The sequence below is a fragment of the Arcobacter suis CECT 7833 genome, from assembly GCF_003544815.1.
In the GTDB taxonomy this organism is placed as follows: Bacteria; Campylobacterota; Campylobacteria; order Campylobacterales; family Arcobacteraceae; genus Aliarcobacter; species Aliarcobacter suis.
In genome coordinates this window covers 1,437,569-1,461,842 of record NZ_CP032100.1, presented here as the reverse complement: position 1 = coordinate 1,461,842, position 24,274 = coordinate 1,437,569, and the positions used below count along the sequence as shown (strand labels likewise).

Sequence of the window (24,274 nt, the reverse complement as noted above, 5' to 3'; positions counted from 1 at the left end):
TTTTATATTGCTCCTGCTATTGTAATTTTATTTTCATATACCTCTTTAGGTATTATTAACTCTTTATATTTTGAAACCAAAATTGATGATGGTTCACTAACCCCTTTTACTCCAAAAAACTTTGTTGCTTGGGAAGTAGAAAAATTCCCTTGAAGTGCATTTATTTCAGCTTCATGAAAAAATTTAATATCAAAGTTGTACTCTTTTGCAAACTCTAAAAGTCCTACTTCATCTGCTTTTGCTTCATATGAAGCAATATTTTGTATTTGTTCAATTTTTAATTTATGTTTTTGTAAAAATAAAAAAACTGCATTTTTTATCTCTTGAAAAGTTGTATTTCTATTACAACCAATACCTAAAAAAACTTTTGGTTTAAAAGTTAAAAGAGGGCTATCAAAGGGAGTTATATTCACACATAAATTTGAAGATTGTTCTTTTACTAATTTTAGATTTTCTTTATTTGGAATAGTTTGAAAAATCGACTCATAAGTTAGAACTTCAACCTCTTTTTTATTTAAAAGTGAATTGGAAATAAGAGCTAATTGTTTCAAATTGTGAATTTCTAAATCATTTTTTTTTGCAAACATTTCAAAAGCCAAAGTATTTGTTTGATCAGTTGCTGTTGAAACAAAGTTTTGGCAAGAAGGTATTCTTGAAGCTATAATGTCACTTAATTCATTTGCTCCACCTAAATGACCACTTAAAAGTGGAACGATTTTATCAAGCTTTAGATTTATAACGATAACTGCTGGATCGCTTGATTTGTCTTTTAAAAATGGCGCTATTTTTCTCACCACCGCTCCAATTGCTAAAATACAAATAATTGCATCATAACCTTCCCAAGCAGGTGCCATAATATCATCGATTTTGTCATATAAATTTAAATTTTCTAAATTGTGTATTAAGTCTTTTTTTCCAAAAACATCAACCTGATAATCATATAAATAAGGAACCAAGTTACAAGCAGCTGTTAAACTTGGTTGATTTATTGTAACAATTGCTATTTTTAATTTATTCATTGTTTTTTCTACTCTCTTTTAATTCTTTAATTAGGGGTTTTACATATAAATGTGATTCTTCGGTTTCTTTTTGGTTTAAATAATCTCCAAATAAAATCAAAGCAACACCACTTATATGAGATACTTGTTTTTCTATATCATCAATTGTTCCTTTATAAATTTTTTCATCTTCCCAAGTTGCTTTTTCAACAACCCAACAAGGAGTCTCTTTTGAATAACCCATTTTGTAGGCTGTATTTTTTAATTTTTTCAATAACAATATTGATAAATAAAAAGCCAAAGAAGAATTTTTACAAGCAAGAATATTTTCAAGTTTTTCAGGATTTGGAGTTTTACCTTCGATTCTTGATAAAATCAGAGTTTGAGAAACTCCTGGAATTGTGTATTCAATACCTAAACTTGAAGCTGCTCCAAAAGCTGCTGTAATTCCTGGAATTACTTTATATTCAATATTTTGTTCTTTTAAAAACTCTATTTGTTTTGCAATTGTTGAATAAATAGAAGGATCACCTGTATGTACACGAGCTACGATTTTATCTTTGTATTTTAATAAAAAATCAAAAATTTCAGGATATTTCATTCCTTGTGAATCTTCAATAATTGCATCATTTTTGCACCAAGATAAAACTTCTTTTGGTACAAGTGAACCTGTAAATAAAACAGCATCTGCGATTTGTAATATTTTTTGAGCTTTAACAGTAACTAAATCAGGATCTCCAGGACCTGCACCTATAAAATAAATCATTTTTTATATACCTTTAATTGAAATAATTGCCGTTCTGGCTCTACTAAATTTAGTTTGTCTTTATATGTTGTAAGAGAAATAGAATGGGTTTCAAACTCTATATTTGCTTCATTTAAAACATTTATCATTTGGCTTAAGTTGGTTAAAGTAATGGCATTTATTAGCATAATTCCTTTTTCGTCTAACTTTTCATATAAATATGGAAGTTTTTCTATAACTTTTTCTCCACCACCACCTAAGAAAATTCTTTGTGGTTTTTCTTCTAAGTTCTCAAAATAATCCTCAGCATCACCAATAAAAAGTTTGCAATCACACACAAAATGATTTGTTAAATTTTGTTTGATAAATTCAACTCTTGTTTCGTTTTTCTCAAAATAAAAAGTTCTTACTTTGTATCTTTTAAAAGCCTCAATCCCACAACTTCCACTTCCAGCACCAATATCCCAAAGAAGTTGGTTTGGTTCTAAATCAAGGTTTTGTAAGCTTAAATGTCTTTTGTATTTTTTTGTAATCATTCCCCTTTGTGTTTCAAATTCAATATCTTCACAAATGGCACTTTTATGTTCAAAATTTCTTTTTATCAATAAAACAAAAGCTTGGTTTAAATCAAATCTTTTTTCATCAAAATCAAAAATATTTATTTCTTGGATTATTTCATCTTTGTATCCAAGTTTATAACCAATGAAAGTTGTAATTGAGTTTTTATCAAAAAAACTCAAAGCTTCATTTAATCTTGTAATTGAGTTTTTATCACAAAGTACAAAAGTATATTTTTTCTTTAAAAACTCTTCCAAATCAATAGAAATTCTTCCATGAATTGAAACTACACTTACATCATTTTCACTAATAAATAATTTTTCTAAAAGATAAGTTTTTGATGAAATATTGTTTATTAATTTAACTTCATTTTTTGGCAATTTATTAGCGATTATTGTTCCTGCTGAATAAAATAGTGGCGAACCTGTAACCACATATAAAAGGTTTTCTTTGTCATAGTTTTTTAATATATAATCTTGAGCATCTTTGAATTTTAGTTTTAAAATAGTTCTGCCATTTTCAATAAAATTTGGGTCGCAAATGATTTTGTCATAATTACAAAAGTTTAATTCTAAGTTTGAAAAATCATAATCTCCCATACCATTTCCAGCTATTGTTACCATCCTGTTACCTCCTTTTCTTCTAATATTAAAGCTTCCACATTTGAAGTTGGAAACCAAGTTTTTATTTGTTCATTTGCTTTTCTTTCAATCATTGAATATAAAGCATTTATGAGTCCCACTTTTTCTAGTTCTTCTGAAATGCCTTTTACAGTTTTTGTAGATTCAATATCTACTTCATAAGCTAATTCATTTTTTATATCTTCTTTTAATCTTTCAAAATCAATAACACCAAATCTATTATGAGTATTTTTAAACCCTTGATAAACTTTGGTCATTTTTCCTATTCCACATACAAAAATAATCTTTTTTACTTCCAAATTATTTGCTATTTCAATAGAATCATAAACAAAATTTGCAACTTCAACAATTTGTCCTTCATCATATTTTTCTTTAAAAACTCTAAAAGCAGAGTTTCCTAAAGTAAAAATCAAAGGTTCTAATTCGTTTTGTTTTGCAAATTCTATTTCAGTTTTTACTGAATCAATATATGCCGTACTTGAAACTGGTTTTACAATTCCAGTTGTTCCTAATATTGAAATTCCGCCAATTACACCAACTTTTGCATTTGCTGTTTGTTTGGCTATTTCTTCGCCATTTGTTACAGAAACCGTACAAAAGATATTTATATTTTCAAGGTTTTTTACTTTTTTCTCAAATATTTTTTGCATATTTTCTAGTGGAACTGGATTTATTGCTGGAAAATCTGGTTTTATTTTTAAACCTTTTTTTGTTACAACTCCTACGCCAATTCCCGCATAAATTTCCAAAGAATTTGTTCCAATTTGAGTTCTTTGGGGCATTAAAGATAATTCATTAAATTCTAAATCTTCTTTTTTAGCACTAATACTCACAACAATTTCACAGCCTTTTGTAACATCTAAGTCATCATTGTCAATTTTATTTATTTTTCCAAAAACAAATTCTTTTGTAACAATAAATGCTTCAAGAACACTTGAAAATGCGCAACATGCGTGAACTCCTGTTGTGAGTCCTTTTCTTAATACTTTTTTTTCTTGATTCATTATTTATAAGTTGAAGGTTCACTCATTGGAACTTGTTTAAAATCTAAATCATCAATGCTTTTATTTTGAGCTAAGGCAGTGAATAATTCAATCCATCTTTCTTTTGTATATTTATGTATATTTCTTAGCCAAATATTGTTATTTGCTTCAAAGCCATTTGTTTTTGTATTTTCATAAATATTTGCAACACTTCTAAATCTACAAGCTCCAAAACATCCAGTTCTTGATATTTTAATTCTAGTTTCACCATTTGCTAGATTGATTTTTTTTAAAATATCTCTTAAATCAGCAGCTATATTTTCATTTTTATGGGCTCCTCCACATCTTTCATCCCCACAAATAAATATATGAGTTTTAAAGTGCATTATTGGTTTATCTGGAACTAGTTTTACAGGTTTGCAAGAAAATCCTGATACAACTTCTGAACCCATCATATTAAATAATCTATTTTCCATTATATTTTTCGCTTCCATCATAATCTTTGATTAGTTTAAAAATCGCATGAAGTGTGGCAACAGTCATTGTTGAGCTTCCAAATCTTCCTTGCATAATAATTCCAGCAACATCAAAAAAATCACAAAATCTTCTTCCATAATCTTTTGATTCAACTACATTTACAAAACCAACTGGAAATAAAAGTAGGGCAACTTTTGATAAATCAACTTTTTCTTCAAGTAAAGTATTAATTGCTGCATAAATAAAAGTAGGGGCATTTCCACAAGCTAAAATCATTGGTTCATTTTTGTGTTTTTTTATAGCTTCAACAACAGCAGCATAAGATCTAGTTGTTTTGTTTTTTTCAGCCATTTCATAAGTAAATGGTTCATTTATATAACATACAACTTCTGTTTCATATTTTTTCAAATAAAAGTCGCTAAGACCAACTTTTATCATATTTACATCAACAATTATTTTTGCTTTATTTTGAAGTAAGTTTTGTATTTTTTCTATGGCATTTGGTGAAAAATAGATATTTTCTAAAACCTCATTAAAACAAGTTGTTGTATGAATTAATCTTGAAATAACTTCTTTTTGTTCAAAAGAAAATTCATCTGCTTTTGGGTAGTCTTTTAACTCTTCTTCAATCATTTCAAATGACCGTATTGATATGTCTGCACCAATATTTATTGGTGGTTCTTCTGTTTTAAATTCCAAAGTAATCCTTTAATATATTAATATTGTTTCTAAACATCGTATGTAAATAAGTTCCATAAACTTTATTTTTTTTCCAAGCTCCAAACTCTCCTTTTGAATTTTCTGATTTACTCAAAATATCAACACCGTTTTTTGTATCAAGGGGTTTTGTATAATGAAAAGCATGACCTTTTATTCCATTTGTTGAGTAGTAATATCCAAGCCGAACTCTTTTATTTGTAAGAGTAAAATCAATATCTAAAATAGAACTCATCTGTTTTTCATCAACTTTATTTCCAAGATATAATAATCCTGCACATTCAGCATAAATATGTTTTGTTTTTGAGTGATTTATAAGAGAATTTCTAAAATTTGAAGAGTTTTTTATTTTATTATATGAAGCTGTTGTTTCCACATATCCACCTGCAATATAAACAACATCACTATTTTCACTTATTTTTTCATCTTTTGTTGAATCTATAAACTCAACTTTTTCAAAAAGTTCTTGTAAAAACATAATGTTGTCATAATAAACAAATGAAAAATTTTCATCTTTTATTATAGATATTTTTTTATCTATTTTTTTAAAATTATCAAAAGGGTAATTTTCTTGTGTATTTGCTTCAAAAGTTGCAATATTTTCAAGTTTTTCTAAATCAATATTTTCTAATACTTCATTTGAAAGAGATTCTAATAACTCTTTGTTTGCATCAATTAAATCTAATCCTAAATGTGTCTCTTTTAGTGTTTGTAAATCTTTTTTTATCCAACCTAATACAAAAATATCATCAAAATCTTTTTCTATTTGATTTTTAATAAGCTCATAATGCATAGAAGATGATAATTTATTTAAAACAACAGCCTTTATAGTGTTATTTTCTTTGTAAGTTTTAAGACCTTTTAAAACGGCACTAATAGTAATATATGAACCACTTCCATCTAATAATAAAATAGTTGGAATATTTAGAAGTTTTGTAACATCATAAGCTGATGAACCTTTATCCATTCCATCATAAAATCCCATTACACCTTCAAGTATAGAAATATTTTGGTCATTATATTTATTAAATATCCACTTTACTTGATTTTTATTCATTATGAAAGTATCTAAGTTTATTGAAGCTCTTGATGAAATGATTTCATGAAATTGTGGATCTATATAATCAGGACCAATTTTATATGCTCTTACACTTTTTTTAAAATAATGTAATAAAGCCGTGGTTAATAATGTTTTACCTTGATTAGAAGAAATTGCAGATACGCAAATTGCTTTCATCTTACCTCTTTATAAATAACTTATGTTATAATTTTGGTATGAAGAATCTACGCGGGTATAATAAACGTTATTTTAAATTGTCAACAATTGCGATGTTTTCGACAATAAATAAATTAACTAAGATTGAAATTAATATGTTATACCATAGAATTGCTTATGAAAATGCAATTCAATCTCTTGATCCACCCTCAAATTAACAAATAATTACTTTTTTTCACATATAAAATATATATTATAAATTATATATAAACCATCACTCATATTTTAATAAACAAGGATTAACCATGCATATGGAACCAGGAATTGTGCAAGGCGCAAAAATAGTTTTAAGTTATGGAACAGCTACTGTTTCATTTGGTATTGCTGCAAAATTGGCTTTAGAAAATGTAAAAAAAAGTGGAGCATTACCATTGATTGTAAAAACAATGTTAACTTCTCTTTTAGTATTAGTATTTTTTGAAATTTTCCCACATCAACCAGTTGGAGTTTCAGAAGTTCATCTAATTTTAGGTTCAACATTATTTTTAATATTTGGTGCAGCTGCAGCGGCTTTTGGTTTAGCTTTTGGACTATTAACTCAAGGATTGTTGTTTGCTCAATTTGATTTACCACAATATGGGATGAACGTAACAACTCTTTTAATGCCTTTATTTGCAATGGCATTTATGGCTAAAAAAATAATACCTCAAAATATCGCATACAAAGATATTAAGTATATGGATGCTTTAAAATTATCAGTTATATTTCAAGGTGGAATTGTTACTTGGGTTGCTTTTTGGGCATTGTATGGAGAAGGATTTGGAATTGAAAATTTAACATCAGTATTCTCTTTTGGAGCAGCTTACATGAGTGTTATTCTACTAGAGCCATTAATTGATTTAGCAGTTCTTGCAGGTGCAAAAGCACTTAATTCTCTACAAAATAGTGTTTATGTAGAAAACAGACTTTTCAATACAGCTAAATAATGAAAAGATTTAGACACTATAACAAGAAAAGGGCGATAGTCCTTGCTTGTTTTGGCTCAGTAATAGAACAACAAAAATATCTAGATTTAGAAAATATAATTGTTGAAAAATTCCCAGATTGTGATGTTTTTGTCTCTTTTTCTTCAAGAATGGTAATAAAACTTCTTAAAAAGAAAAAAAATGAAGAGTACAAAAATCTTCCTCAAACTTTGGCTGATATTGATATGTTGGGATATAAACATGTTGTAGTTTCATCTATTAATATTTTTCCAACAGATGAACATGAAGTATTAAAAAAAATCATTGATGGATTTAAGAATTTTTCTTTAGCAAATATTAGTTTTACAAATGCTCTTTTAACAAAAGCAAAAGATACAACAGCTTTTTTAAAAGATTTAAATGAACAAATATCAAAAGATGATACGGCAAATCTTTATGTAATACATGGAACTCCAAAGCTTGATACTGTTGGAATTGATTCTATAAATTATACTTCATCATTTTTGGAATTAATTAGTGAAGAAAACTTCACATGTTCCCTTGAAGGCGCTTTTCCTTATTTTGAAATAAATGATGTAATAAAAGCAAAAATAGAAAAAACAGGTTTAAAAAAAGTTCAAATTGTGCCTTTACTTTTAGTTAGTGGAAATCATTATATAAAAGATATGTTTGAAATAAAAGATGATTTAGCTTCGTTATTTGAGTCTTCAATAGTTTCAAGTTTAACTAAAAGTGAACAGTTTAATTTAATTGAATTACCAATGATTGAAAAAATCATAGAAAAAAATATTCAAGAATCGTTCAAAATGATGGGTATAAGTCATAAAGAAATTACATATTAAGGAATAAAAATAAAATGAAATTATATATGGTTTCTTTAGGACCTGGAGATTATGAACTTATTACTATAAAAGCTTTAAGAGCTTTACAAAATTCAGATGCGATTTGTGTTCCTACAAAAAGTCCTGACCATAGTTTTAATCGTTCAATGACTTATAAAATAATTCAAAAATTAATGGAAGAATTTGATTTTGTAAAACCTATTATTCCTATGTATACTCCAATGCATTTTAAAACAGAAGATTGGCAATATCAAGTAGATACAATTCATAAATCATTTCAAGAATATAAAACTTTATCTTTTGTAACTTTGGGAGATAGTGCTGTTTATAGTACAGTTTATTATCTTTTAGATTTAATAAAAGAACAAAATCATGTTGTTTATGAAAATTCAGAAGTAATACCTGGTGTTACATCATTTTCAAATGCTTCAGCAAAAGTAAAAAAACCATTATGTGTTGGTGATGGCTCGTTTAGTATTGTTCCTTTACATAAAGAAAATGTAGTCAATACAACAGTGTTTATGAGACCTAAAATAGGAATGCAAACAGATAAAATACCTGAAAAAGGAACTATTTATACCTTTGAAAATCTTAATTTCAAAGGAGAAACTATACATAAAAATAAAAAAGAGAAAGTTGATAAATATATGACTTTGTTTATTGATTTTGTTCAATAGGTAATTTATATAACTTCTACTTATGATATATAAGTATAATTTTATTATTATGTATTATAATTCTAAGAAATCTTTTTAGAAAAGTTTATTATTCTTAGCTAGGATTTAACTTAGCTTTTAGCTTTTTAGGTAAGTGAGCAAATACCATTGTACTATTTTTGATGAATTTATCTTTTTCATAAATTGCAATATCTAAGCTCATAGTTTGAGTTTTAAAACACAATAATTTTACAGTTTGATTTCTCTCTTCAAAAAAGAGGTTTTCTTTACTTAAATCAATTGTAGTTTTTTTACTTTTTGCCAAAACTTGCCTTTGTAAATTTTTTCTAATTATAATAAATTATTCTTAATAGGATTTAATAATGCAAGAACAAGAAAGCATTAAATCTATACCTTCTGATAGATTACAGTTTTTTCCAATAATGATGTTTGCCATAGTTATGGGGCTTTCAGGTTTAACTATGGTTTGTAAAAGAGTTAGTGAAGTTTTATATTTTCCTTCTTTTATTTCAATTTTAATGATGATAGTTACAAGTGTGGTATTTTTGCTTATTTTATATTTTTATACTCTAAAACTTATGAAACATAAAAATGAAGTAAAAAAAGAGTTTTCTCATCCCGTAAGAATCAATTTCTTTGCAGCTTCTTCTATTTCAGTTTTGCTTTTATCTATGATTTATCGACATAATATTGATGAAATATCGCAAATACTTTTTATTATTGGAGCAATTTTACATATCTTTTTTACTTTTTATACTATTAAATTTTGGATAAACAATAATCTTGAAATGCAACATTCAAATCCAGCTTGGTTTATTCCAATTGTTGGAAATTTGATTGTTCCAATAGCAGGAAAAGGTTTTGTTGATGATTCTATTTTGTACTTTTATTTCTCTATTGGAATATTTTTTTGGATAATTTTATTTTCTATTATTTTAAATAGAATTATTTTTCATAATCAATTTGCTCCAAAATTTATGCCAACTCTTTTTATACTTATAGCACCTCCATCGATTGGGTTTATTTCATATATAAAACTAACTGGAACTTTGGACTTTTTTGCTCAGATTTTGTTTAATTTAGGACTATTTTTTACAATTTTAGTTTTTGTTATGTATAAAAATTTTATAAATATCAAGTTTTTTATTTCTTGGTGGGCATTTACTTTTCCAATGGCAGCTATTACTTTATCAACGATTTTAATGTATGAGTTAACTTCCAAATGGTTTTATGGATTTTTAGCTTATTTTTTAACTTTTATTACAACTATAATTGTTATATTAGTGGCAATTGAAACTATAAAACATATGAAAAAAAAAGAGATTTGTATCATGGAATAAACATTTTTTAATCCAAATGTTTTTTTTAAATAGTTATAATCTTCCTTTATAAAAATATGAAGGAAATATTATGGATTTTAGATATATAGGAAGAAGTGGATTAAGAGTTAGTTCAATTTGTATGGGAACTATGACTTTTGGTTCAAGTACTTCAAGACAAGAGGCTTTTAAAATTTTGGATAAAGCTTATGATAGTGGAATAAACTTTTATGATACAGCTGAGATTTATCCAGTTCCACCAAAAAAATCTTACGAAGGAACAACTGAAATAATAGTAGGTGAATGGTTAAAAACAAAACCTAGAGATTCTATTATTATGGCTACAAAAGTAAGTGGAGCTGCATCAGGTTGGTTTGTCCCACCCACACGTCATGGATTAACTGCAATTGATTCTTTTCATATAAAAAGAGCTGTTGAAGGAAGTTTAAAAAGATTAGATACTGATTATATCGACCTTTATCAAATGCATTGGCCAGATACTATTGTGCCTATTGAAGAGAGTTTAAAAGCTTTTGATGAGTTAGTTCGTGAAGGAAAAGTAAGATACATTGGAACTTCAAATGATACAGCTTATGGTTTAACAAAAGCAAATGAAACTTCAAAAAATAAAAATCTAGCTAGATTTGAATCTATTCAAAATAATTTTTCGCTTTTAAATCCAAGATTTTTAGATGAACTTTCAACAGTTTGTAAAAAAGAAAATATCTCTTTACTTCCATATTCTCCAATCGCAGGTGGAGTTTTAAGTGGAAAATACAATAATGCTTTTTATCCTGATGATGCTAGATTTTCAGCTTATATGAAACATGAAAGTCCAAGAGTTCAAGCCCAAGCAACAAGATTTGTAAATGATAAAACAAAAGCTGCAACTGCAAAATATTTAGAACTTGCACGTGAGTATGGAATTTCACCTGTAACTTTAGCAGTTGCATATTCAAAACATTTTGATTTTGTAGCATCAACAATTATTGGAGCAAGAACTTCTGAACAGTTAGATGAATCATTAAAAGCATTCAAATTTGATATAAATAATGAACTTTTTTTAAAGATTGAAGAGATTCAAAAAGAAATATTATATCCAATGGGATAAAGTTATTTTTTCTATTTTATAAGGCTTTTAATCTGTTATTTTAGAATAAAATAATAGAATATTCGTTATTTTTGTATAAGGATGAAGATGAAAGCCCTAACAATAGGAAAAAAGTTTACATTGATTAATGTAATAGTTACAATATTAGTTTTAGTTATAGGTTATTTTATATTAAATAAATATAAAAATGATTTGAGAAATGAAGTTTACAATGATGTAAAAATTGAATTAAATGAATTATCAAAAATTAAAATTGAAGCTAAATTTGAAGTAGGAATTTCAAATGCGATTTCTATTTCAAATGATTCTTCAATAAAAGAAGCTTTAGCTTCAAATGATAGAGAATTAGCTATAAAAGCACTAGCAACACTTTCAGATAATATGAAAAAATCAACACCTTTTCAGAATATACAAATTCATATTCATACAAAAGACAATCACTCTTTTTTAAGATCTTGGAAAGCTGATAAATTTGGAGATGATTTAAGTTCTTTTAGAGCAAGTGTTGTAAAAGTAAATAGTGAAAAAAAAGCAGTTAATACTTTTGAAGTAGGAGACGCAGGACTTAGTATTCGTTCAGTTGTTCCAATATTTGATCAAAACCAAAAACATTTAGGTTCTATGGAGTTTATGCAAGGTATAAATTCTGTTGCAACTTCGTTTGATGAACAAGGGGATGCTTTTTTACTTTTAATGGATAGTAAACTAGCAATTGCAGAAGTAAAAGCAGAAAATAAATTAAATGACTATTTGATTTCTCAAAAATTTATTAATAAAGAATTTTTAGAAGAGAGTAAAAAAATAGATTTTAGTGAACTATTTGAAAATAAATATTTAATGTCAGATAAATATTTTTATACATACATTGATATAGTTGATTTTAGTGGTAAAAAATTAGGAATTGCATTAACTGCAAAACCAAAACAAACTGTTCAAAATGCTATTGATCATGCTTCTTATATCATTTGGGTTGCTTTAATTATTTTAGTTATTGCTTTATTAATTACTATGGCTATATCATTGGTAAATATGAAAAGTTATATTTTAGCTCCAATTCTAAATTTAAAAAACTCTATAGATGCTGTTAGTTCAAATAATCTATCACAAAGTACAAGAATCGAAGTAAAATCAAATGATGAAATAGGAGATGTTGTAAATAGTTTTAACAACTATTTAGATTCTATTGAAAAAGGTTTGATTCAAGATCATATTGTAATTGAAGAATCAAGAAAAATAATAGAAAAAGTAAATGCTGGATTGCTAAATGATAAAATAAAAGGTGTTGCAAACTCTGTAGGAGTTGATTCTTTAGTTAAAGAAATCAATGGAATGATAGAAAGAATGCAAAAAAATCTTACGATTTTAAGTGAATCTTTAGTTGCTTTATCAAATGCAAAATATGATTATGCAATACCACATATCGACAATCTAACAGGAATAATAGCTTCATTATTAAGTGGAACAAAAGTTACACAATCTTCAATTAATGAAGTTATGTGTTTAATTGAAAAATCAAATACAGAATTATCTTCAAGTGCAAATGAATTAGAAAATGCATCAAAAAAATTAAGTAATTCATCAAATATCCAAGCAGCTTCACTTGAAGAAACAGCAGCAGCTATTGAAGAAATCTCAGCAACACTTACAAGAAGTGGTGAAAATACTTCAAAAATGGCTTTATATGCTCAAAATGTTACAAAATCAAGTGATATTGGAAAAGAATTAGCCTATAAAACAGCAACTTCAATGGATGAAATAAATACTCAAGTAAATGCAATAAATGACGCTATTTCAATAATTGATCAAATAGCATTCCAAACAAATATTCTTTCTTTAAATGCAGCCGTAGAAGCTGCAACTGCTGGTGAAGCAGGAAAAGGATTTGCAGTAGTTGCCGCGGAGGTACGAAATCTAGCAAATAGAAGTGCAGATGCAGCAAATGAGATAAAAACAATAGTTTTAAATGCAACTACAAAAGCAAAAGAAGGTAAAGATATTACTTCAAAAATGATTGAGGGTTATAATGATTTAAATGAAAATATTGTTGTAACAACAAAATTAATTGCAGATGTGGCAAGTGCTTCAAAAGAACAACAATTAGCAATGTCTCAAATAAATGATACAGTTAATTCTTTAGACCAAGCAACACAAGAAAATGCAGCACTTGCTTCAACAATTAACGATATGGCTGCCAAAACATCAAATCTAGTAACTCATTTACAAAGTACAATAAATCAAACAAGTTTTGATAGAAATGCCCACAAAAGAGTTTGTGACACTAATTTGATTATTGATATAAATAGATTAAAATCTGATCATATAAACTTCAAAAATACCAACTTTGCTTTATGTAAAGAAGGATTTAAATTTACAGTAAAAAATGCCCATGAGTGTAACTTAGGAAAATGGTTAGATTCAAATGAGGATAAAAATTTTGCAAAAACAAAAGAGTGGAGTGATTTAAAACATGCCCATAAAAAAGTACATGAATTAGTACAAGTTACAGTTGATTTATATTGTGATAAAAGCGAAAATGACAAAATATTTGCTACAACAAAAGAAGTTGAAGAAAATATTGAAATAGTATTTGATTTATTAAATAAAATTAGAGAGATAAATTGTAACGGGAAATAAATTCAAAATTTATTACAATTATTAAAAAAAAACCTATTTTTTAACAAAAATTGCTCAAACTTGAGACATAGTTTGGGCAAAGTTCTACTAATTTTTTAGTTAAGAATAACTACTCACCAAAATTAGCAAAAGCACCTTCAACACTTGGAATATTTTTATAGTGAGTTTTTGTTAGTCTTACATTTCTTGTTTTAAGATCACATATAGCAATTCTAAAATTAGAACCTATAAATGGTTCTACAACACAAATAATTTTATCTTCAATTTGTCTAGTTGTGTAAATAGTACCTTGTAGATTTGTAAAGAAATATTTTGGATAACTTAATGGCGTTATTTCAACAACATCTATACTTTCTTGATTTTCAAGAGTTTGTACTATATCCATAGCATCTTCATAACTTTCAAATTGAATACACCAATCATCAAATTTTTTATTAAAATTTTGTAAATCTTCATCCAGAAAACCACCTGCTAGAGATTGTAAAGCAAAAATAGACACAAAAAACACCTTTAAATATATAATAGTTTAAAGATAGATTTTAACATAATTAACTTTTATATTTTAACATCGTCTTTACACTTAAGAGTGTAAAATGAACTTAAATGTTAAACAGATGGAGTTAATGGGTGAAATTGAGAATTTATTATGAAGATACAGATTGTGGGGGAGTTGTTTATTATGCAAATTATTTAAAATTTTGTGAAAGAGCAAGAAGTGAGCTTTTTTTTCAAAAAGGTCTATCTCCCCACAAAGATAATGAATTTTTTGTGGTAAAAAGTGTAACGGCTGATTATGTGAAATCGGCTGTTTTTGGTGATATTATAGAAGTTAAAACAAATTTGATTGAGAAAAAATCTGCTTCAATTATTATGTATCAAGAAATATTTAGAAATGACGAGCTTTTGTTTAAAGCTACCTTTAAATTGGCATTTCTAAAAGATTTCAAACCTTCAAAAATTCCTTTAGAGTTTTTTGAAATATTCAAATAGGAAAAATTATGTTCAAAATCGTTTTAATTTCACTTTTTTTAGTTTTAAATCTATCCTCAAATGAAGTTTATATTCTTCCTAAACAAGGTGAAGATATAAAAGATAAAATAAGTGAATCAATCACAAATGCAAAATCTGAGATATTGATAGCTATGTATAATTTTTCATACAAGAAATTTGCAAAAGATTTAGTTGATGCTTCAAAAAATGGAGTAAAAATTACAGTTTTTCTTGATGCTAAAAAAGTAAAAGAGGATTCTGAAATTTCTGATTATTTAAAAAAGAATAATATAAAAGTAGTTTTAATGAAAGATAAAATGCATCTAAAATTAGCACTTATTGATTCAAAAATGGCTATTTTTGGGAGTACAAACTGGACAAAAGAGTCATTTGAAGAGAATTATGAATTAGTTTATTTAAGCGAAGATAAAAAAACTATTGAAACTTTGACAACTTTTATTAAATCTCTTTGATTTTAGCAAAAAGAAATTTTACATATTTTCAAGCATTAAAGTAGTATCATAATAATAAAAAATATCAATAAAAAAAGGTTATTACTTTGCTAGAAATATTCGTTATAGCATTTTGTCTATATTTTGTATTTAATGTCTACACATCTTTTATGCAAATAGGTTACATAAAAAATGCAAAAAATTTAAAACCTATCATTTTAGATTCTTCAAAATATCTTGAAGCTGCAAGTTATGCAATAGAAAAAGAAAAACTTGCTATTTGTTCATCGTTTTATGATTTTATACTCTTTCTTTTATGGATTGGTTTTGGATTGTCATTTTTGGATTCTTTAATTCAAATAGAATCATTTTGGTTAAAAGCTGTTGTTTTTGTAGATTTATTTATTATTATAAATTGGGTTTTAACTTTGCCATTTGAGCTTTATTCAACTTTTAAATTAAATAAAAAGTATGGTTTTTCAAATATGACACCAGCACTTTTTATAAAAGATACTATTAAAACTGGGATTTTATTTTTAGTTTTTGGTTCACTTGTAATTGCTGCAATTTCTTTTATTATAAATAGTTTCCAAGCTTGGTGGATTTGGGGATTTGTATTTATTTTTGCTGTTATTATTTTGATAAATATGCTTTATCCAGTGATTCGAGATAAAATGTTTGATAAATTTGAAAAACTAAAAGATAAAGAGTTAGAAGCAAAAATTGAAAATCTTTTAAATGAAGTCGGATTCAAAAGTAGTGGAGTTTTCAGTGTTGATGCAAGTAAAAGAGATAATAGATTAAATGCTTATTTTGGAGGTTTAGGTGCCACAAAAAGAGTAGTTTTATTTGATACTTTAGTTGAAAAATTAACTCACAATGAATTATTAGCTGTTTTAGGACATGAATTAGGACACTTTAAAAATGGAGATATTTTAAAAAATATTGGAATTATGGGTGTTGTAATGTTTGTATTTTTTGCTATTTTTGGAAATTTGCCTGATGAACTATTTTTAGGATTATCATTAAATAATGAGCCTTACGCAATTATTACAGTGTTTATGATATTTTCTCCAATTTTGTCATTTTTCTTAATGCCATTGATTTCTATGATTTCAAGACATAATGAATATGCTGCCGATGAATTTGGTTCAAATTTATCAACAAAAGAGGATTTAGTAAGTGCTTTATTAAAACTTGCAAATGAAAATAAATCATTTCCATTATCTCATCCAATGTACATTTTCTTTTATTATTCACATCCACCTTTGGTTGAACGATTTAAAGAGTTAGGATATGATGTTCATAGTATGAATTTTGAGATTATTTCAAAGGTGAAATCAGATGTTGAGTGAAGGCGTTATAGAAGTTAATTATTTAATTTTAATTATTGCATTAATAGCTATTTTATCGGGTTTATTAATTGTTCTACATTTTTCTAGACAGAAATATGAAAATCAATTACAAAGTTTGCAAGATGAAGCTTTATTAAAATTAAGAGCTTTAAATGAAAAAATTGAGTTTAATCATAGTTCTTACGAAGGACAAATAACTAATCTTAATACAACAAATAGAAAACTTGAAGAAGAGAAAAAATTAATAAAAGAAAGTTTTGAAGATAAACTAAAATTAATGGAAAGACATTCTGCTCAAATTATGGATAATACGGTTAATACTTATGAGCTAAAATTATCAAATCTAACAAAGCTTTCAGAAAATAAAGAACAACAACTTTTAAGAGAGTTTCAAATAAAAGAGTCAAATTTTAATGAAAAAATAGCTCTTTTAGAAGAATCGCGACAACAAATGAAAATAGAATTTGAAAATGTTGCAAATAAACTTTTTGAAGAAAATCAAAAAAAATCAAATGTAAATTTAACCCAAGTTTTGACTTCATTTAAAGACCAATTAGACTCTTTTGGAAAAAGAGTAAATGAGATTTACAATGAAGAAACAATACAAAGAACAACTTTATTAACTGAAATTAAAAACCTAAAAGATTTAAATAATCAAATAGCAACAGATGCTATAAATTTAACAAAAGCTCTAAAGGGTCAAAATAAAACTCAAGGTGATTGGGGAGAAATGATTTTATCTTCTATCTTAGAGCAAACGGGGCTAAGAGAAGGAAAAGAGTACACAGTTCAAGGTTCATTTAATGATGAAGAGGGAAAACGATTAAAACCTGATGTAATAGTTCATTTACCATCTAAAAAAGATATTATCATTGACTCAAAAGTATCTTTAAATGCCTATTTAGCTTATTGTAAAACAGATGATAAACAACACAAAGAGAATGCTTGTAAGGATTTAATTAAATCAGTAACTTCACATATTAAAGGTTTAAGTTCTAAAAAATATGAAGCTTTAGAGGGAGTTAGTACACTTGATTTTGTTCTGTTATTTATTCCTATTGAGGGAGCTTTTATTCTTGCAACTTCAAATGATGATATGTTATTTAAAACAGCTTTTGAACACAATATCATGTTAGTTTCACCATCAACTTTATATGTGACATTAAGAACAATAGAAAATATTTGGAGAAATGAACACCAAAATGAAAATGCTCAGTTGATTTCAAAAAAAGCAGCTGATTTATATGATAAATTCGCTGGTTTTGTGGCAGATATAGAAGATATTGGCGTAAATCTAAATAGAACTCAAAAATCTTATGATAGTGCTATGAATAAATTAAGCACTGGAAATGCAAATTTGATTAGAAGAGCTGAAGAGTTTTTGGATTTAGGTGTAAAACCTAAAAAACAAATTAATACTAAATCAGCATTAATTGAAGACTAAAATAGCTTATTTTTTTAAGAACTTAAAAAGATTTAGATTATTTAAAATATAAATAGCAATTATTGTAAAAATAGTTCCTATGATTGTATTGTAAGTAATCTTTTCTCCTAAAAATATAGCCCCAATAGTAAGTGCAGATGCTGGAACTAAAAAGATATAAGATGAAACCTCTTTTGCACCAAGTTTTGTAGCTCCAATAAAATAAATAGAAGTGGCAAAAGTTGTACTTAAAATAGTAATAACAAACATATTAAACCAAAAAATAAAATCAAAATCTACGATTTTATGGAAAATGTTTCCATCTACAAAAAAAACAAAAAGCGTAAAACTTGAAATGATATAAGTATAAAAAGTGAAAACAAAAGCATTTATTTTTGTAGCTTTTGATGTGATTATTGTCAAAATTGACCATAAAAAAGCGGCTAATAAAAAGTATGTATTATCTTTTGAAAATATCTCATTTAGATTAAAATTCCAAACATTAAGCATATTTAAAACCCCAAAAGCACCAAGAACTAGGGTAAAAGAGTGTTTTAAACTAATAGTTTTTTTATTCAATAAAGCAATTAGTATAAATGTTATTATTGGAATTAAAGTAGTTACTAAAGCTCCACCAAAACTTCCAGTTCCATGTTGAACACCCAAAAACATAAAGATACTATAAAGGGTTAAAATCACTGAAGCAATTAAAATAAAGATAAAAGATTTTAAATCAAATTTAAATGAAAGTTTAAAAAAATAGATTAGAGGAAACATAGATATAAAACAAATTCCCATTCGAAGAAATACTAATTCATATTCATTTACATAATTTGTAAGAACTTTGGTGCTAATCCAAGAAGCTCCCCAAAATATCATGGCAAAAACCATCAGAATATGAAATAAGTTTTTATTCATCTATTTTATATTATTTAAAAGCAAAATATCTACTAAATCACCAGATTTTATATTTTCACTATTCTCTTTTTGTATTAATAAAGCGGGACTTTCAAGCATATTTGTAAGAATTGCACTTGTTCCCATTTTCTTTCCATCAAAATCTATTTGATATTCACCATTTATATAATTTACATTACAAGCTGTAAAAACTGTTTTAGAGTAGGGTTGTTGAAAATTTCCATTTATTTTGGCTTTTACAATAGGAAGTTTTTCATTTGAATTTCTAAATCTATAAATTAAAGGTAAAACATAAAGTATTGCACAAACAGTAGAAGAATAAGCAAATCCAGGAAGTGCAACAATAATCTTATTATCTTTTAGAGCAATCAAAAGATGCATTCCTGGTTTTATATTAACACCATGAAATAAAACTTTTGCTTTTAATTTATCTTTTATTACATCTTGAACAAAATCATAATCTCCCACACTTACGCCACCTGTTGTTACAACAATGTCAGCTTTTAATAAAGCAGTTTCAAGTAAGTTTGTAATTGAATCCATATCATCTTTTACTACACCCATTTGAATCGTATTTGCACCATTACTTTTAAATAATACTTCTAAAGTTAAATGATTTGAACTTCTAATTTGTGAATCATTTGTTTGAGTTTCACCTAAATCTAAAACTTCACTTCCTGTACTTGCAATGGCAACAGTTGGATTAATAATTACTTCAATTTGTGAAATATTAAGTGAAGCCAATACTCCAACTTCTGCAAATCCAATAACTGTTCCTTTTTTAATTAGAACTTCATCTTTTTTATAGTTTTCACCTATATTTCTAACAGCAAAGGCAAAAGGTACTTCTTTGATTATTTTTATTTTATTTTCATTTACTTCAACATTTTCAATGGGAACTAAAGTATCACTTCCTTTTGGCATCAAGGAACCTGTAAAAGTTTTTATACAAGTGTTTGTTGTAACTTCTTTTTCAACAATACTTCCAGCAGGATTTTTTGCAATAATTTTTATATTTTCATTTTTTATATCTTCAAACTTAATAGCATAACCATCCATTGCAGATGTTGGAAATTCTGGATTATTATGATTTGCTATTACATCATTTGCAACTACTTTTCCTATTGCATTTGTAATAAAAAGCTTTTCAGTTGGAAATTTTGATATATTTAAATTATTTAATATATCAATTGATTCATCATAACTTATAAAATTTCTCATTATAAGTACCTTTCAGTTTTATTTTTTATTGAGTATTTACTTATTAGGTTTGATTAAATATTTCTTCTTAATCTGTTGCTTTTTTGAACCATTATTTGTTCAAAAAGCATGGCTCCAAAACCTTCTTGAAGATCTTTAGTATCTTTTTCAACTGCTATTATAGTACTTCTAATTTGATCTTCTGTCATATTCATTGCAAGTGGTAAAATTGTATCAGCGATTTTTTGTCTTAGTTCTTTTTCTTCTTCTAGGGTCATTTTGAGTCTTTATGTATTATTTATGAAATTATATATGTTTTATCTAAAAATAGGGTAAAAAAAGATTATTTATATATTTTTAACTATACATGAAAAAAGCTTTAAAGTTATTGTAAAAAGCTTTTTGAGAACTTTTTTGCTATAATCACGAAAAAATTTACAGGAATAATATATTGGTTGAATTAAGTAAAAAGATTTCTACAATAGTTGGAAAAACTAATGCAGAATATGGATTAATAAAAGAAGGCGATAGAATATTAGTAGGATTTTCAGGTGGAAAAGACTCTTTAACATTAATACATACATTAAATAGAATAAAAAAAGTAGCCCCATATAATTTTGAATTTAAAGCAGTAACTGTAACTTATGGAATGGGTGAACAAGTTGAATTTTTGAGTAATCATTGCAAAGAACATGGAATTGAACATGAAATTATTGATACTCAAATTTTTGAGCTTGCTGGAGAAAAAATCAGAAAAAATTCATCTTTTTGTTCATTTTTTTCAAGAATGAGAAGAGGATATTTATATTCAACAGCACAAGAACAAGGATACAATAAAATTGCACTTGGACATCACTTAGATGATGCTATGGAGTCATTCTTTATGAACTTCTTTTATAATGGAACTATGCGTTCTATGCCTCCAAAATATACAGCAGAAAATGGTTTAGAAGTCATTCGTCCACTTATTTTTTGTAGAGAGAGACAATTACGAGCATTTGCAAATACAAATGAAATTAATGTAATTGGTGATGAAGCTTGTCCCGGTTTACGATTTGATGTAAAAATGCCACATGCAAGAGCAACAACAAAAGAATTACTCGCAAAATTAGAAGCAGATAATCCACAAATATTTGTATCTATGAAAGCAGCTTTTAGTAATATTCAATTATCAACATTTTTTAATAAAGAAGATTTAAATAGAGTAGATAGTTCATTGGAAGATGAAATAATATGAAGATATTAGTATCTTCTTGTTTATTAGGTGAAGATGTCAAATATGATGGGACGAACTCTTCAATAGCTTTAAATCCAAAATTTTCATTTTCATTAAAAGAGTTATTTATGGATATTTTATGTGATAATGAAATTTATTCTTTTTGTCCAGAAGTTGCAGGAGGATTAGGAGTTCCTAGAGTTCCTGCTGAAATAGTAAAAAGAGATAAACCATTTATTGTAGAAAATCAAAATGCTGAAGATGTAACTATAAATTTTCTTTTAGGAGCAAAAAAAGCCCTTGATTTATGTAAAGAAGAGAATATAAAAGTAGCTTTAATGAAAGCAAATTCCCCATCTTGTGGAAATCTAAAAATATATGATGGAACATTTTCAAATAATTTGATTGATTCTCAAGGTTTAACAGTAAAACTTTTAAAAGAAAATGAAATAGAAGTTTTTAATGAAAATCAACTTCAAGAGTTAGTAAAATACATAAAAACGAATAAATAGTTTTTATGTATTTAAGCTTTGATATTTAAAAGCATATCAGAAACTGCATTTTGTGTTTCTATACTTTGAGCATTCGCTTGATATGAAATTACTTCTGGAATTTGTCCTACAATAGAATCTATTAAATCAGCTGTAACTTCCTGTAGTTGTGGATCGCCAATGCTATTTGATACTTGAGCTATATTTGAAGCCATTTGGCTTACTTGTAGTTCTGAAGCAATCATTGCATTTAGATTATTATCAATAGTCATAATTAACTCCTTACATTAAATTTTGTAAAAAAAGCTTATTTAAATTTCCATTTTTAGATAGTTCTTCTTTTGCATTACTTAAACTAGGTGTTGAAGAAACCGTATTTTCAATTTTTTTAGATTCTTCATCTCTTTGAGTGTTTTTATTATTTGAACTCTCAACAGTATCATTTTTTTCAAATGTTGATTTACCATTTTTATCAATTGAAGTTAATTGAGATTTTTCATTTGCCAAATCTTTGTAAATAGTACTTGAACTTTGATTGTAATTATTTATTTCCATAATTTCTTCTAGTTTTTTATTTATATTAAAATTGTAACGAAAAACAATAGAAAAATAGATTAAGTATTTTACTTGATTTAAATATTATTTTTGATAGTATAACAATATGATAAATAATTTTTTGAAATCAACTACACTTAAATTAATAATTTTAGTTTGTACTGTTTTAGCAACTCTAATTTTCTCATCATTACTATTCAATACCCAAATAGACAACCTAAAAAAGCAGGTTGATAATATTTATTTTGGAAATTTAATACCAATTGTAAAACTCCAAATTATTTTAGATAATTATCAAAAAATAATTTCTTGCAAAACAAATAAACATCCTTGTTTCATTGAAGAAGAGAAAAAAAATATACTTCAAGAGTGGAATTACTATAATCAATCATTTAAAAATAAAGATGAAAGAATGGTTGTTGATACTATAAATGAAGAAATATATGCTACTTTTAGTGAAAGTAATATACAAAAATTTAAAAATATATTAGTAAGAGTTGATTTTTTAATTCAGTATGAAACACAAGTTGCTTTTAAAGAGAGAAAAAAATTTGTTGAAGATTATGAAAATATGAAAAGATATTTGTTTTACAGTATTGTCATAATTCTTTTTTTATCATTTATAGTTATTGTTTACATCATATTTCAAATTATAAAAAAAGATAGACAACTTACAGTTCTGAATAAAAAATATAAAATTGATTCAATAACTGATTCTATGACGAAACTTTATAATAGAAAATATTTTGATACTATTTTTGATAATATGCCTTTTATTGCAAATGCAAATAATTGGAAATGTGCATTTATTATGATAGATATTGATTATTTCAAACAATATAATGATACTTATGGTCATGATATGGGTGATGTTACTCTAAAAAAAGTAGCATCTACTTTAAAAGAATATTTTGATAAAAAATATGAGTTTGTTTTTAGATTGGGTGGTGAAGAGTTTGGTATAGTTTTGTTTGATATTACGGAAGATAGTTTAGAAAATTGCCTAAAAGAGATAAATTATAAGATTTTAGAACTAGAAATTGAGCATAAAAATAGTAAAATACTCGATATCGTTTCAATTTCAATGGGAGCTATTATATATGAACCACATACATATATTTCAGCAAACAAACTTTATAAACAAGCAGATGAATGTTTGTATAAATCAAAAGAAAATGGTCGAAATCAATATCATATATACAAAGGGAAAGAATGAGTTTTTTGTTTAATAAACATAATCATTTCAATTTAGCTAATATCGTAACTTTTTTTAATATTGCATCGGGAATTTTTGCAATTTATTTTTTAACTCACCATGAGTTTTTTGCAGCAGCTCTTTTTGCATGGCTTGCAGGTGGATTTGATATAGTTGATGGGAAAATTGCTAGAAAATACAATTTATCTACACAATTTGGAATTCAACTTGATTCTTTTGCAGATTTTTTATCATTTGTAATTGTTCCAGCCATGTTTATATTTTTTGCAGTTATTGATACAAAAGAGCCATTTTTAAGTATGCCTTTAATTATTTTTGCATTTGTTTATTATGTGATTTCAGGTCTTAGAAGATTGATTCAATTTAATATAAATGCTGATGAAGGGAAAGTGGAAAAATATTTTACAGGTATCCCAACTCCTCTTGGTGCTATTTTATTATGGGTTGTTTATTTGATCTTTTTAACAGGATTTATATCAGAAACTTTTGTTTTATTAATGATGATTTTAATTGGTTATTTATTAAATTCAAAAATTAAAATTCCGCATTTATAA

General features: G+C 26.2%; 28 protein-coding genes. 14 read left to right on the top strand and 14 right to left on the bottom strand.

Features of this window, described 5'->3' with window-relative positions:
* Positions 1-2 precede the first annotated feature (2 nt).
* Genes ASUIS_RS07495 through ASUIS_RS07465 form a run of 7 tightly spaced genes read right to left on the bottom strand, consistent with a single transcriptional unit; the run spans position 3 to position 6,356 of the window.
* Positions 3-1,019, bottom strand: coding sequence for a cobalt-precorrin 5A hydrolase (locus tag ASUIS_RS07495; protein ID WP_118886441.1), 1,017 nt, complete (start codon positions 1,017-1,019; stop codon positions 3-5).
* On the bottom strand, positions 1,012-1,764 hold the full coding sequence (locus ASUIS_RS07490; protein WP_118886440.1) for a cobalt-precorrin-4/precorrin-4 C(11)-methyltransferase: 753 nt from the start codon (positions 1,762-1,764) through the stop codon (positions 1,012-1,014). The genes ASUIS_RS07495 and ASUIS_RS07490 overlap by 8 nt, the downstream gene beginning before the upstream one ends.
* Positions 1,761-2,924, bottom strand: a complete 1,164-nt coding sequence (gene cbiT / locus ASUIS_RS07485) for a precorrin-6Y C5,15-methyltransferase (decarboxylating) subunit CbiT (protein ID WP_118886439.1) — start codon at positions 2,922-2,924, stop codon at positions 1,761-1,763. The genes ASUIS_RS07490 and cbiT overlap by 4 nt, the downstream gene beginning before the upstream one ends.
* Positions 2,918-3,946 (bottom strand): cobalt-precorrin-5B (C(1))-methyltransferase CbiD, encoded by a 1,029-nt coding sequence (cbiD, locus tag ASUIS_RS07480; RefSeq protein ID WP_118886438.1) that lies wholly within the window; start codon positions 3,944-3,946, stop codon positions 2,918-2,920. Before cbiD ends, cbiT begins: the two co-directional genes overlap by 7 nt.
* Entirely contained in the window at positions 3,946-4,401 is a 456-nt protein-coding gene (locus ASUIS_RS07475) for a (2Fe-2S) ferredoxin domain-containing protein (protein WP_152031904.1), read from the bottom strand. The genes cbiD and ASUIS_RS07475 overlap by 1 nt, the downstream gene beginning before the upstream one ends.
* The gene (locus ASUIS_RS07470; protein WP_118886436.1) at positions 4,391-5,101 is read right to left on the bottom strand and encodes a precorrin-8X methylmutase; all 711 of its coding nucleotides are present in this window, start codon (positions 5,099-5,101) and stop codon (positions 4,391-4,393) included. The genes ASUIS_RS07475 and ASUIS_RS07470 overlap by 11 nt, the downstream gene beginning before the upstream one ends.
* Complete coding sequence (locus ASUIS_RS07465; protein ID WP_118886435.1) at positions 5,091-6,356, bottom strand: cobyrinate a,c-diamide synthase; 1,266 nt, start codon at positions 6,354-6,356, stop codon at positions 5,091-5,093. The genes ASUIS_RS07470 and ASUIS_RS07465 overlap by 11 nt, the downstream gene beginning before the upstream one ends.
* 284 nt (positions 6,357-6,640) lie before the next feature.
* Between ASUIS_RS07465 and ASUIS_RS07460 the strand changes: the two genes are divergently transcribed.
* From ASUIS_RS07460 to ASUIS_RS07450, 3 genes are read left to right on the top strand one after another with little or no spacing between them, the layout of a single operon-like run.
* Complete coding sequence (locus tag ASUIS_RS07460) at positions 6,641-7,321, top strand: energy-coupling factor ABC transporter permease (protein WP_118886434.1); 681 nt, start codon at positions 6,641-6,643, stop codon at positions 7,319-7,321.
* Positions 7,321-8,163: a sirohydrochlorin cobaltochelatase gene (locus ASUIS_RS07455; RefSeq protein WP_118886433.1), complete on the top strand. Its 843-nt coding sequence runs from the start codon at positions 7,321-7,323 to the stop codon at positions 8,161-8,163. The genes ASUIS_RS07460 and ASUIS_RS07455 overlap by 1 nt, the downstream gene beginning before the upstream one ends.
* A gap of 14 nt (positions 8,164-8,177) precedes the next feature.
* Entirely contained in the window at positions 8,178-8,840 is a 663-nt protein-coding gene (locus tag ASUIS_RS07450; RefSeq protein WP_118886432.1) for a precorrin-2 C(20)-methyltransferase, read from the top strand.
* A gap of 94 nt (positions 8,841-8,934) precedes the next feature.
* On the opposite strand, the gene ASUIS_RS07445 is transcribed toward ASUIS_RS07450, so the two are convergent.
* A complete protein-coding gene (locus ASUIS_RS07445) occupies positions 8,935-9,144 on the bottom strand; it encodes a malate dehydrogenase (protein WP_118886431.1) in 210 nt (69 codons plus the stop codon).
* Positions 9,145-9,202: 58 nt separating this feature from the next.
* Between ASUIS_RS07445 and ASUIS_RS07440 the strand changes: the two genes are divergently transcribed.
* From ASUIS_RS07440 to ASUIS_RS07430, 3 genes are all read left to right on the top strand, one after another.
* Positions 9,203-10,180, top strand: a complete 978-nt coding sequence (locus tag ASUIS_RS07440) for an SLAC1 anion channel family protein (RefSeq protein WP_118886430.1) — start codon at positions 9,203-9,205, stop codon at positions 10,178-10,180.
* 70 nt (positions 10,181-10,250) lie between these two features.
* A complete protein-coding gene (locus tag ASUIS_RS07435; RefSeq protein WP_118886429.1) occupies positions 10,251-11,270 on the top strand; it encodes an aldo/keto reductase in 1,020 nt (339 codons plus the stop codon).
* An 87-nt stretch (positions 11,271-11,357) separates the two neighbouring features.
* The gene (locus tag ASUIS_RS07430; protein ID WP_118886428.1) at positions 11,358-13,904 is read left to right on the top strand and encodes a methyl-accepting chemotaxis protein; all 2,547 of its coding nucleotides are present in this window, start codon (positions 11,358-11,360) and stop codon (positions 13,902-13,904) included.
* Positions 13,905-14,013: 109 nt separating this feature from the next.
* Here the strand turns inward: ASUIS_RS07430 and ASUIS_RS07425 are convergent, their stop codons facing one another.
* Positions 14,014-14,403, bottom strand: a complete 390-nt coding sequence (locus tag ASUIS_RS07425; protein ID WP_118886427.1) for a hypothetical protein — start codon at positions 14,401-14,403, stop codon at positions 14,014-14,016.
* 128 nt (positions 14,404-14,531) lie between these two features.
* On the opposite strand from ASUIS_RS07425, the gene ASUIS_RS07420 reads away from it, so the two are divergent.
* The 4 genes from ASUIS_RS07420 (at position 14,532) to ASUIS_RS07405 (ending at position 18,145) form a co-directional block, all read left to right on the top strand.
* Complete coding sequence (locus ASUIS_RS07420) at positions 14,532-14,894, top strand: YbgC/FadM family acyl-CoA thioesterase (protein WP_118886426.1); 363 nt, start codon at positions 14,532-14,534, stop codon at positions 14,892-14,894.
* A gap of 8 nt (positions 14,895-14,902) precedes the next feature.
* Complete coding sequence (locus tag ASUIS_RS07415; RefSeq protein WP_118886425.1) at positions 14,903-15,367, top strand: phospholipase D-like domain-containing protein; 465 nt, start codon at positions 14,903-14,905, stop codon at positions 15,365-15,367.
* An 86-nt stretch (positions 15,368-15,453) separates the two neighbouring features.
* Positions 15,454-16,701 (top strand): M48 family metallopeptidase, encoded by a 1,248-nt coding sequence (locus ASUIS_RS07410; RefSeq protein WP_118886424.1) that lies wholly within the window; start codon positions 15,454-15,456, stop codon positions 16,699-16,701.
* Positions 16,691-18,145, top strand: coding sequence for a DNA recombination protein RmuC (locus ASUIS_RS07405; RefSeq protein WP_226799876.1), 1,455 nt, complete (start codon positions 16,691-16,693; stop codon positions 18,143-18,145). Before ASUIS_RS07410 ends, ASUIS_RS07405 begins: the two co-directional genes overlap by 11 nt.
* 6 nt (positions 18,146-18,151) lie before the next feature.
* Here the strand turns inward: ASUIS_RS07405 and ASUIS_RS07400 are convergent, their stop codons facing one another.
* From ASUIS_RS07400 to ASUIS_RS07390, 3 genes are read right to left on the bottom strand one after another with little or no spacing between them, the layout of a single operon-like run.
* Positions 18,152-19,015, bottom strand: a complete 864-nt coding sequence (locus ASUIS_RS07400; protein ID WP_226800016.1) for a DMT family transporter — start codon at positions 19,013-19,015, stop codon at positions 18,152-18,154.
* 27 nt (positions 19,016-19,042) lie between these two features.
* Complete coding sequence (locus ASUIS_RS07395; RefSeq protein ID WP_118886422.1) at positions 19,043-20,263, bottom strand: molybdopterin molybdotransferase MoeA; 1,221 nt, start codon at positions 20,261-20,263, stop codon at positions 19,043-19,045.
* Between the two features lie 53 nt (positions 20,264-20,316).
* Complete coding sequence (locus tag ASUIS_RS07390) at positions 20,317-20,520, bottom strand: hypothetical protein (RefSeq protein ID WP_118886421.1); 204 nt, start codon at positions 20,518-20,520, stop codon at positions 20,317-20,319.
* A gap of 173 nt (positions 20,521-20,693) precedes the next feature.
* Between ASUIS_RS07390 and ASUIS_RS07385 the strand changes: the two genes are divergently transcribed.
* Together ASUIS_RS07385 and ASUIS_RS07380 are read left to right on the top strand one after the other, a co-directional pair.
* A complete protein-coding gene (locus ASUIS_RS07385) occupies positions 20,694-21,479 on the top strand; it encodes an ATP-binding protein (protein ID WP_118886420.1) in 786 nt (261 codons plus the stop codon).
* Positions 21,476-21,970, top strand: a complete 495-nt coding sequence (locus ASUIS_RS07380; RefSeq protein WP_118886419.1) for a DUF523 domain-containing protein — start codon at positions 21,476-21,478, stop codon at positions 21,968-21,970. Before ASUIS_RS07385 ends, ASUIS_RS07380 begins: the two co-directional genes overlap by 4 nt.
* An 11-nt stretch (positions 21,971-21,981) precedes the next feature.
* On the opposite strand, the gene ASUIS_RS07375 is transcribed toward ASUIS_RS07380, so the two are convergent.
* Together ASUIS_RS07375 and ASUIS_RS07370 are read right to left on the bottom strand one after the other, a co-directional pair.
* Positions 21,982-22,221, bottom strand: coding sequence for a hypothetical protein (locus tag ASUIS_RS07375; RefSeq protein ID WP_118886418.1), 240 nt, complete (start codon positions 22,219-22,221; stop codon positions 21,982-21,984).
* Positions 22,222-22,231: 10 nt separating this feature from the next.
* The gene (locus tag ASUIS_RS07370; RefSeq protein ID WP_118886417.1) at positions 22,232-22,504 is read right to left on the bottom strand and encodes a hypothetical protein; all 273 of its coding nucleotides are present in this window, start codon (positions 22,502-22,504) and stop codon (positions 22,232-22,234) included.
* Positions 22,505-22,610: 106 nt separating this feature from the next.
* Between ASUIS_RS07370 and ASUIS_RS07365 the strand changes: the two genes are divergently transcribed.
* Positions 22,611-23,720 carry a GGDEF domain-containing protein gene (locus tag ASUIS_RS07365; RefSeq protein WP_192894450.1) on the top strand — a complete coding sequence of 370 codons (1,110 nt, stop codon included), beginning with the start codon at positions 22,611-22,613 and terminating at the stop codon, positions 23,718-23,720.
* A complete protein-coding gene (locus tag ASUIS_RS07360) occupies positions 23,717-24,274 on the top strand; it encodes a CDP-alcohol phosphatidyltransferase family protein (RefSeq protein WP_118886416.1) in 558 nt (185 codons plus the stop codon). The genes ASUIS_RS07365 and ASUIS_RS07360 overlap by 4 nt, the downstream gene beginning before the upstream one ends.

What these genes read in the sequence shown, in the direction of transcription:
- ASUIS_RS07495 (WP_118886441.1), bottom strand. Translation starts at nt 1,019, where the DNA reads ATGAATAAATTAAAAATAGCAATTGTTACAATAAATCAACCAAGTTTA.
- ASUIS_RS07490 (WP_118886440.1), bottom strand. Translation starts at nt 1,764, where the DNA reads ATGATTTATTTTATAGGTGCAGGTCCTGGAGATCCTGATTTAGTTACT.
- cbiT (WP_118886439.1), bottom strand. Translation starts at nt 2,924, where the DNA reads ATGGTAACAATAGCTGGAAATGGTATGGGAGATTATGATTTTTCAAAC.
- cbiD (WP_118886438.1), bottom strand. Translation starts at nt 3,946, where the DNA reads ATGAATCAAGAAAAAAAAGTATTAAGAAAAGGACTCACAACAGGAGTT.
- ASUIS_RS07475 (WP_152031904.1), bottom strand. Translation starts at nt 4,401, where the DNA reads ATGGAAAATAGATTATTTAATATGATGGGTTCAGAAGTTGTATCAGGA.
- ASUIS_RS07465 (WP_118886435.1), bottom strand. Translation starts at nt 6,356, where the DNA reads ATGAAAGCAATTTGCGTATCTGCAATTTCTTCTAATCAAGGTAAAACA.
- ASUIS_RS07460 (WP_118886434.1), top strand. Translation starts at nt 6,641, where the DNA reads ATGCATATGGAACCAGGAATTGTGCAAGGCGCAAAAATAGTTTTAAGT.
- ASUIS_RS07455 (WP_118886433.1), top strand. Translation starts at nt 7,321, where the DNA reads ATGAAAAGATTTAGACACTATAACAAGAAAAGGGCGATAGTCCTTGCT.
- ASUIS_RS07450 (WP_118886432.1), top strand. Translation starts at nt 8,178, where the DNA reads ATGAAATTATATATGGTTTCTTTAGGACCTGGAGATTATGAACTTATT.
- ASUIS_RS07440 (WP_118886430.1), top strand. Translation starts at nt 9,203, where the DNA reads ATGCAAGAACAAGAAAGCATTAAATCTATACCTTCTGATAGATTACAG.
- ASUIS_RS07435 (WP_118886429.1), top strand. Translation starts at nt 10,251, where the DNA reads ATGGATTTTAGATATATAGGAAGAAGTGGATTAAGAGTTAGTTCAATT.
- ASUIS_RS07430 (WP_118886428.1), top strand. Translation starts at nt 11,358, where the DNA reads ATGAAAGCCCTAACAATAGGAAAAAAGTTTACATTGATTAATGTAATA.
- ASUIS_RS07415 (WP_118886425.1), top strand. Translation starts at nt 14,903, where the DNA reads ATGTTCAAAATCGTTTTAATTTCACTTTTTTTAGTTTTAAATCTATCC.
- ASUIS_RS07405 (WP_226799876.1), top strand. Translation starts at nt 16,691, where the DNA reads ATGTTGAGTGAAGGCGTTATAGAAGTTAATTATTTAATTTTAATTATT.
- ASUIS_RS07400 (WP_226800016.1), bottom strand. Translation starts at nt 19,015, where the DNA reads ATGGTTTTTGCCATGATATTTTGGGGAGCTTCTTGGATTAGCACCAAA.
- ASUIS_RS07395 (WP_118886422.1), bottom strand. Translation starts at nt 20,263, where the DNA reads ATGAGAAATTTTATAAGTTATGATGAATCAATTGATATATTAAATAAT.
- ASUIS_RS07390 (WP_118886421.1), bottom strand. Translation starts at nt 20,520, where the DNA reads ATGACCCTAGAAGAAGAAAAAGAACTAAGACAAAAAATCGCTGATACA.
- ASUIS_RS07380 (WP_118886419.1), top strand. Translation starts at nt 21,476, where the DNA reads ATGAAGATATTAGTATCTTCTTGTTTATTAGGTGAAGATGTCAAATAT.
- ASUIS_RS07375 (WP_118886418.1), bottom strand. Translation starts at nt 22,221, where the DNA reads ATGACTATTGATAATAATCTAAATGCAATGATTGCTTCAGAACTACAA.
- ASUIS_RS07370 (WP_118886417.1), bottom strand. Translation starts at nt 22,504, where the DNA reads ATGGAAATAAATAATTACAATCAAAGTTCAAGTACTATTTACAAAGAT.
- ASUIS_RS07365 (WP_192894450.1), top strand. Translation starts at nt 22,611, where the DNA reads ATGATAAATAATTTTTTGAAATCAACTACACTTAAATTAATAATTTTA.
- ASUIS_RS07360 (WP_118886416.1), top strand. Translation starts at nt 23,717, where the DNA reads ATGAGTTTTTTGTTTAATAAACATAATCATTTCAATTTAGCTAATATC.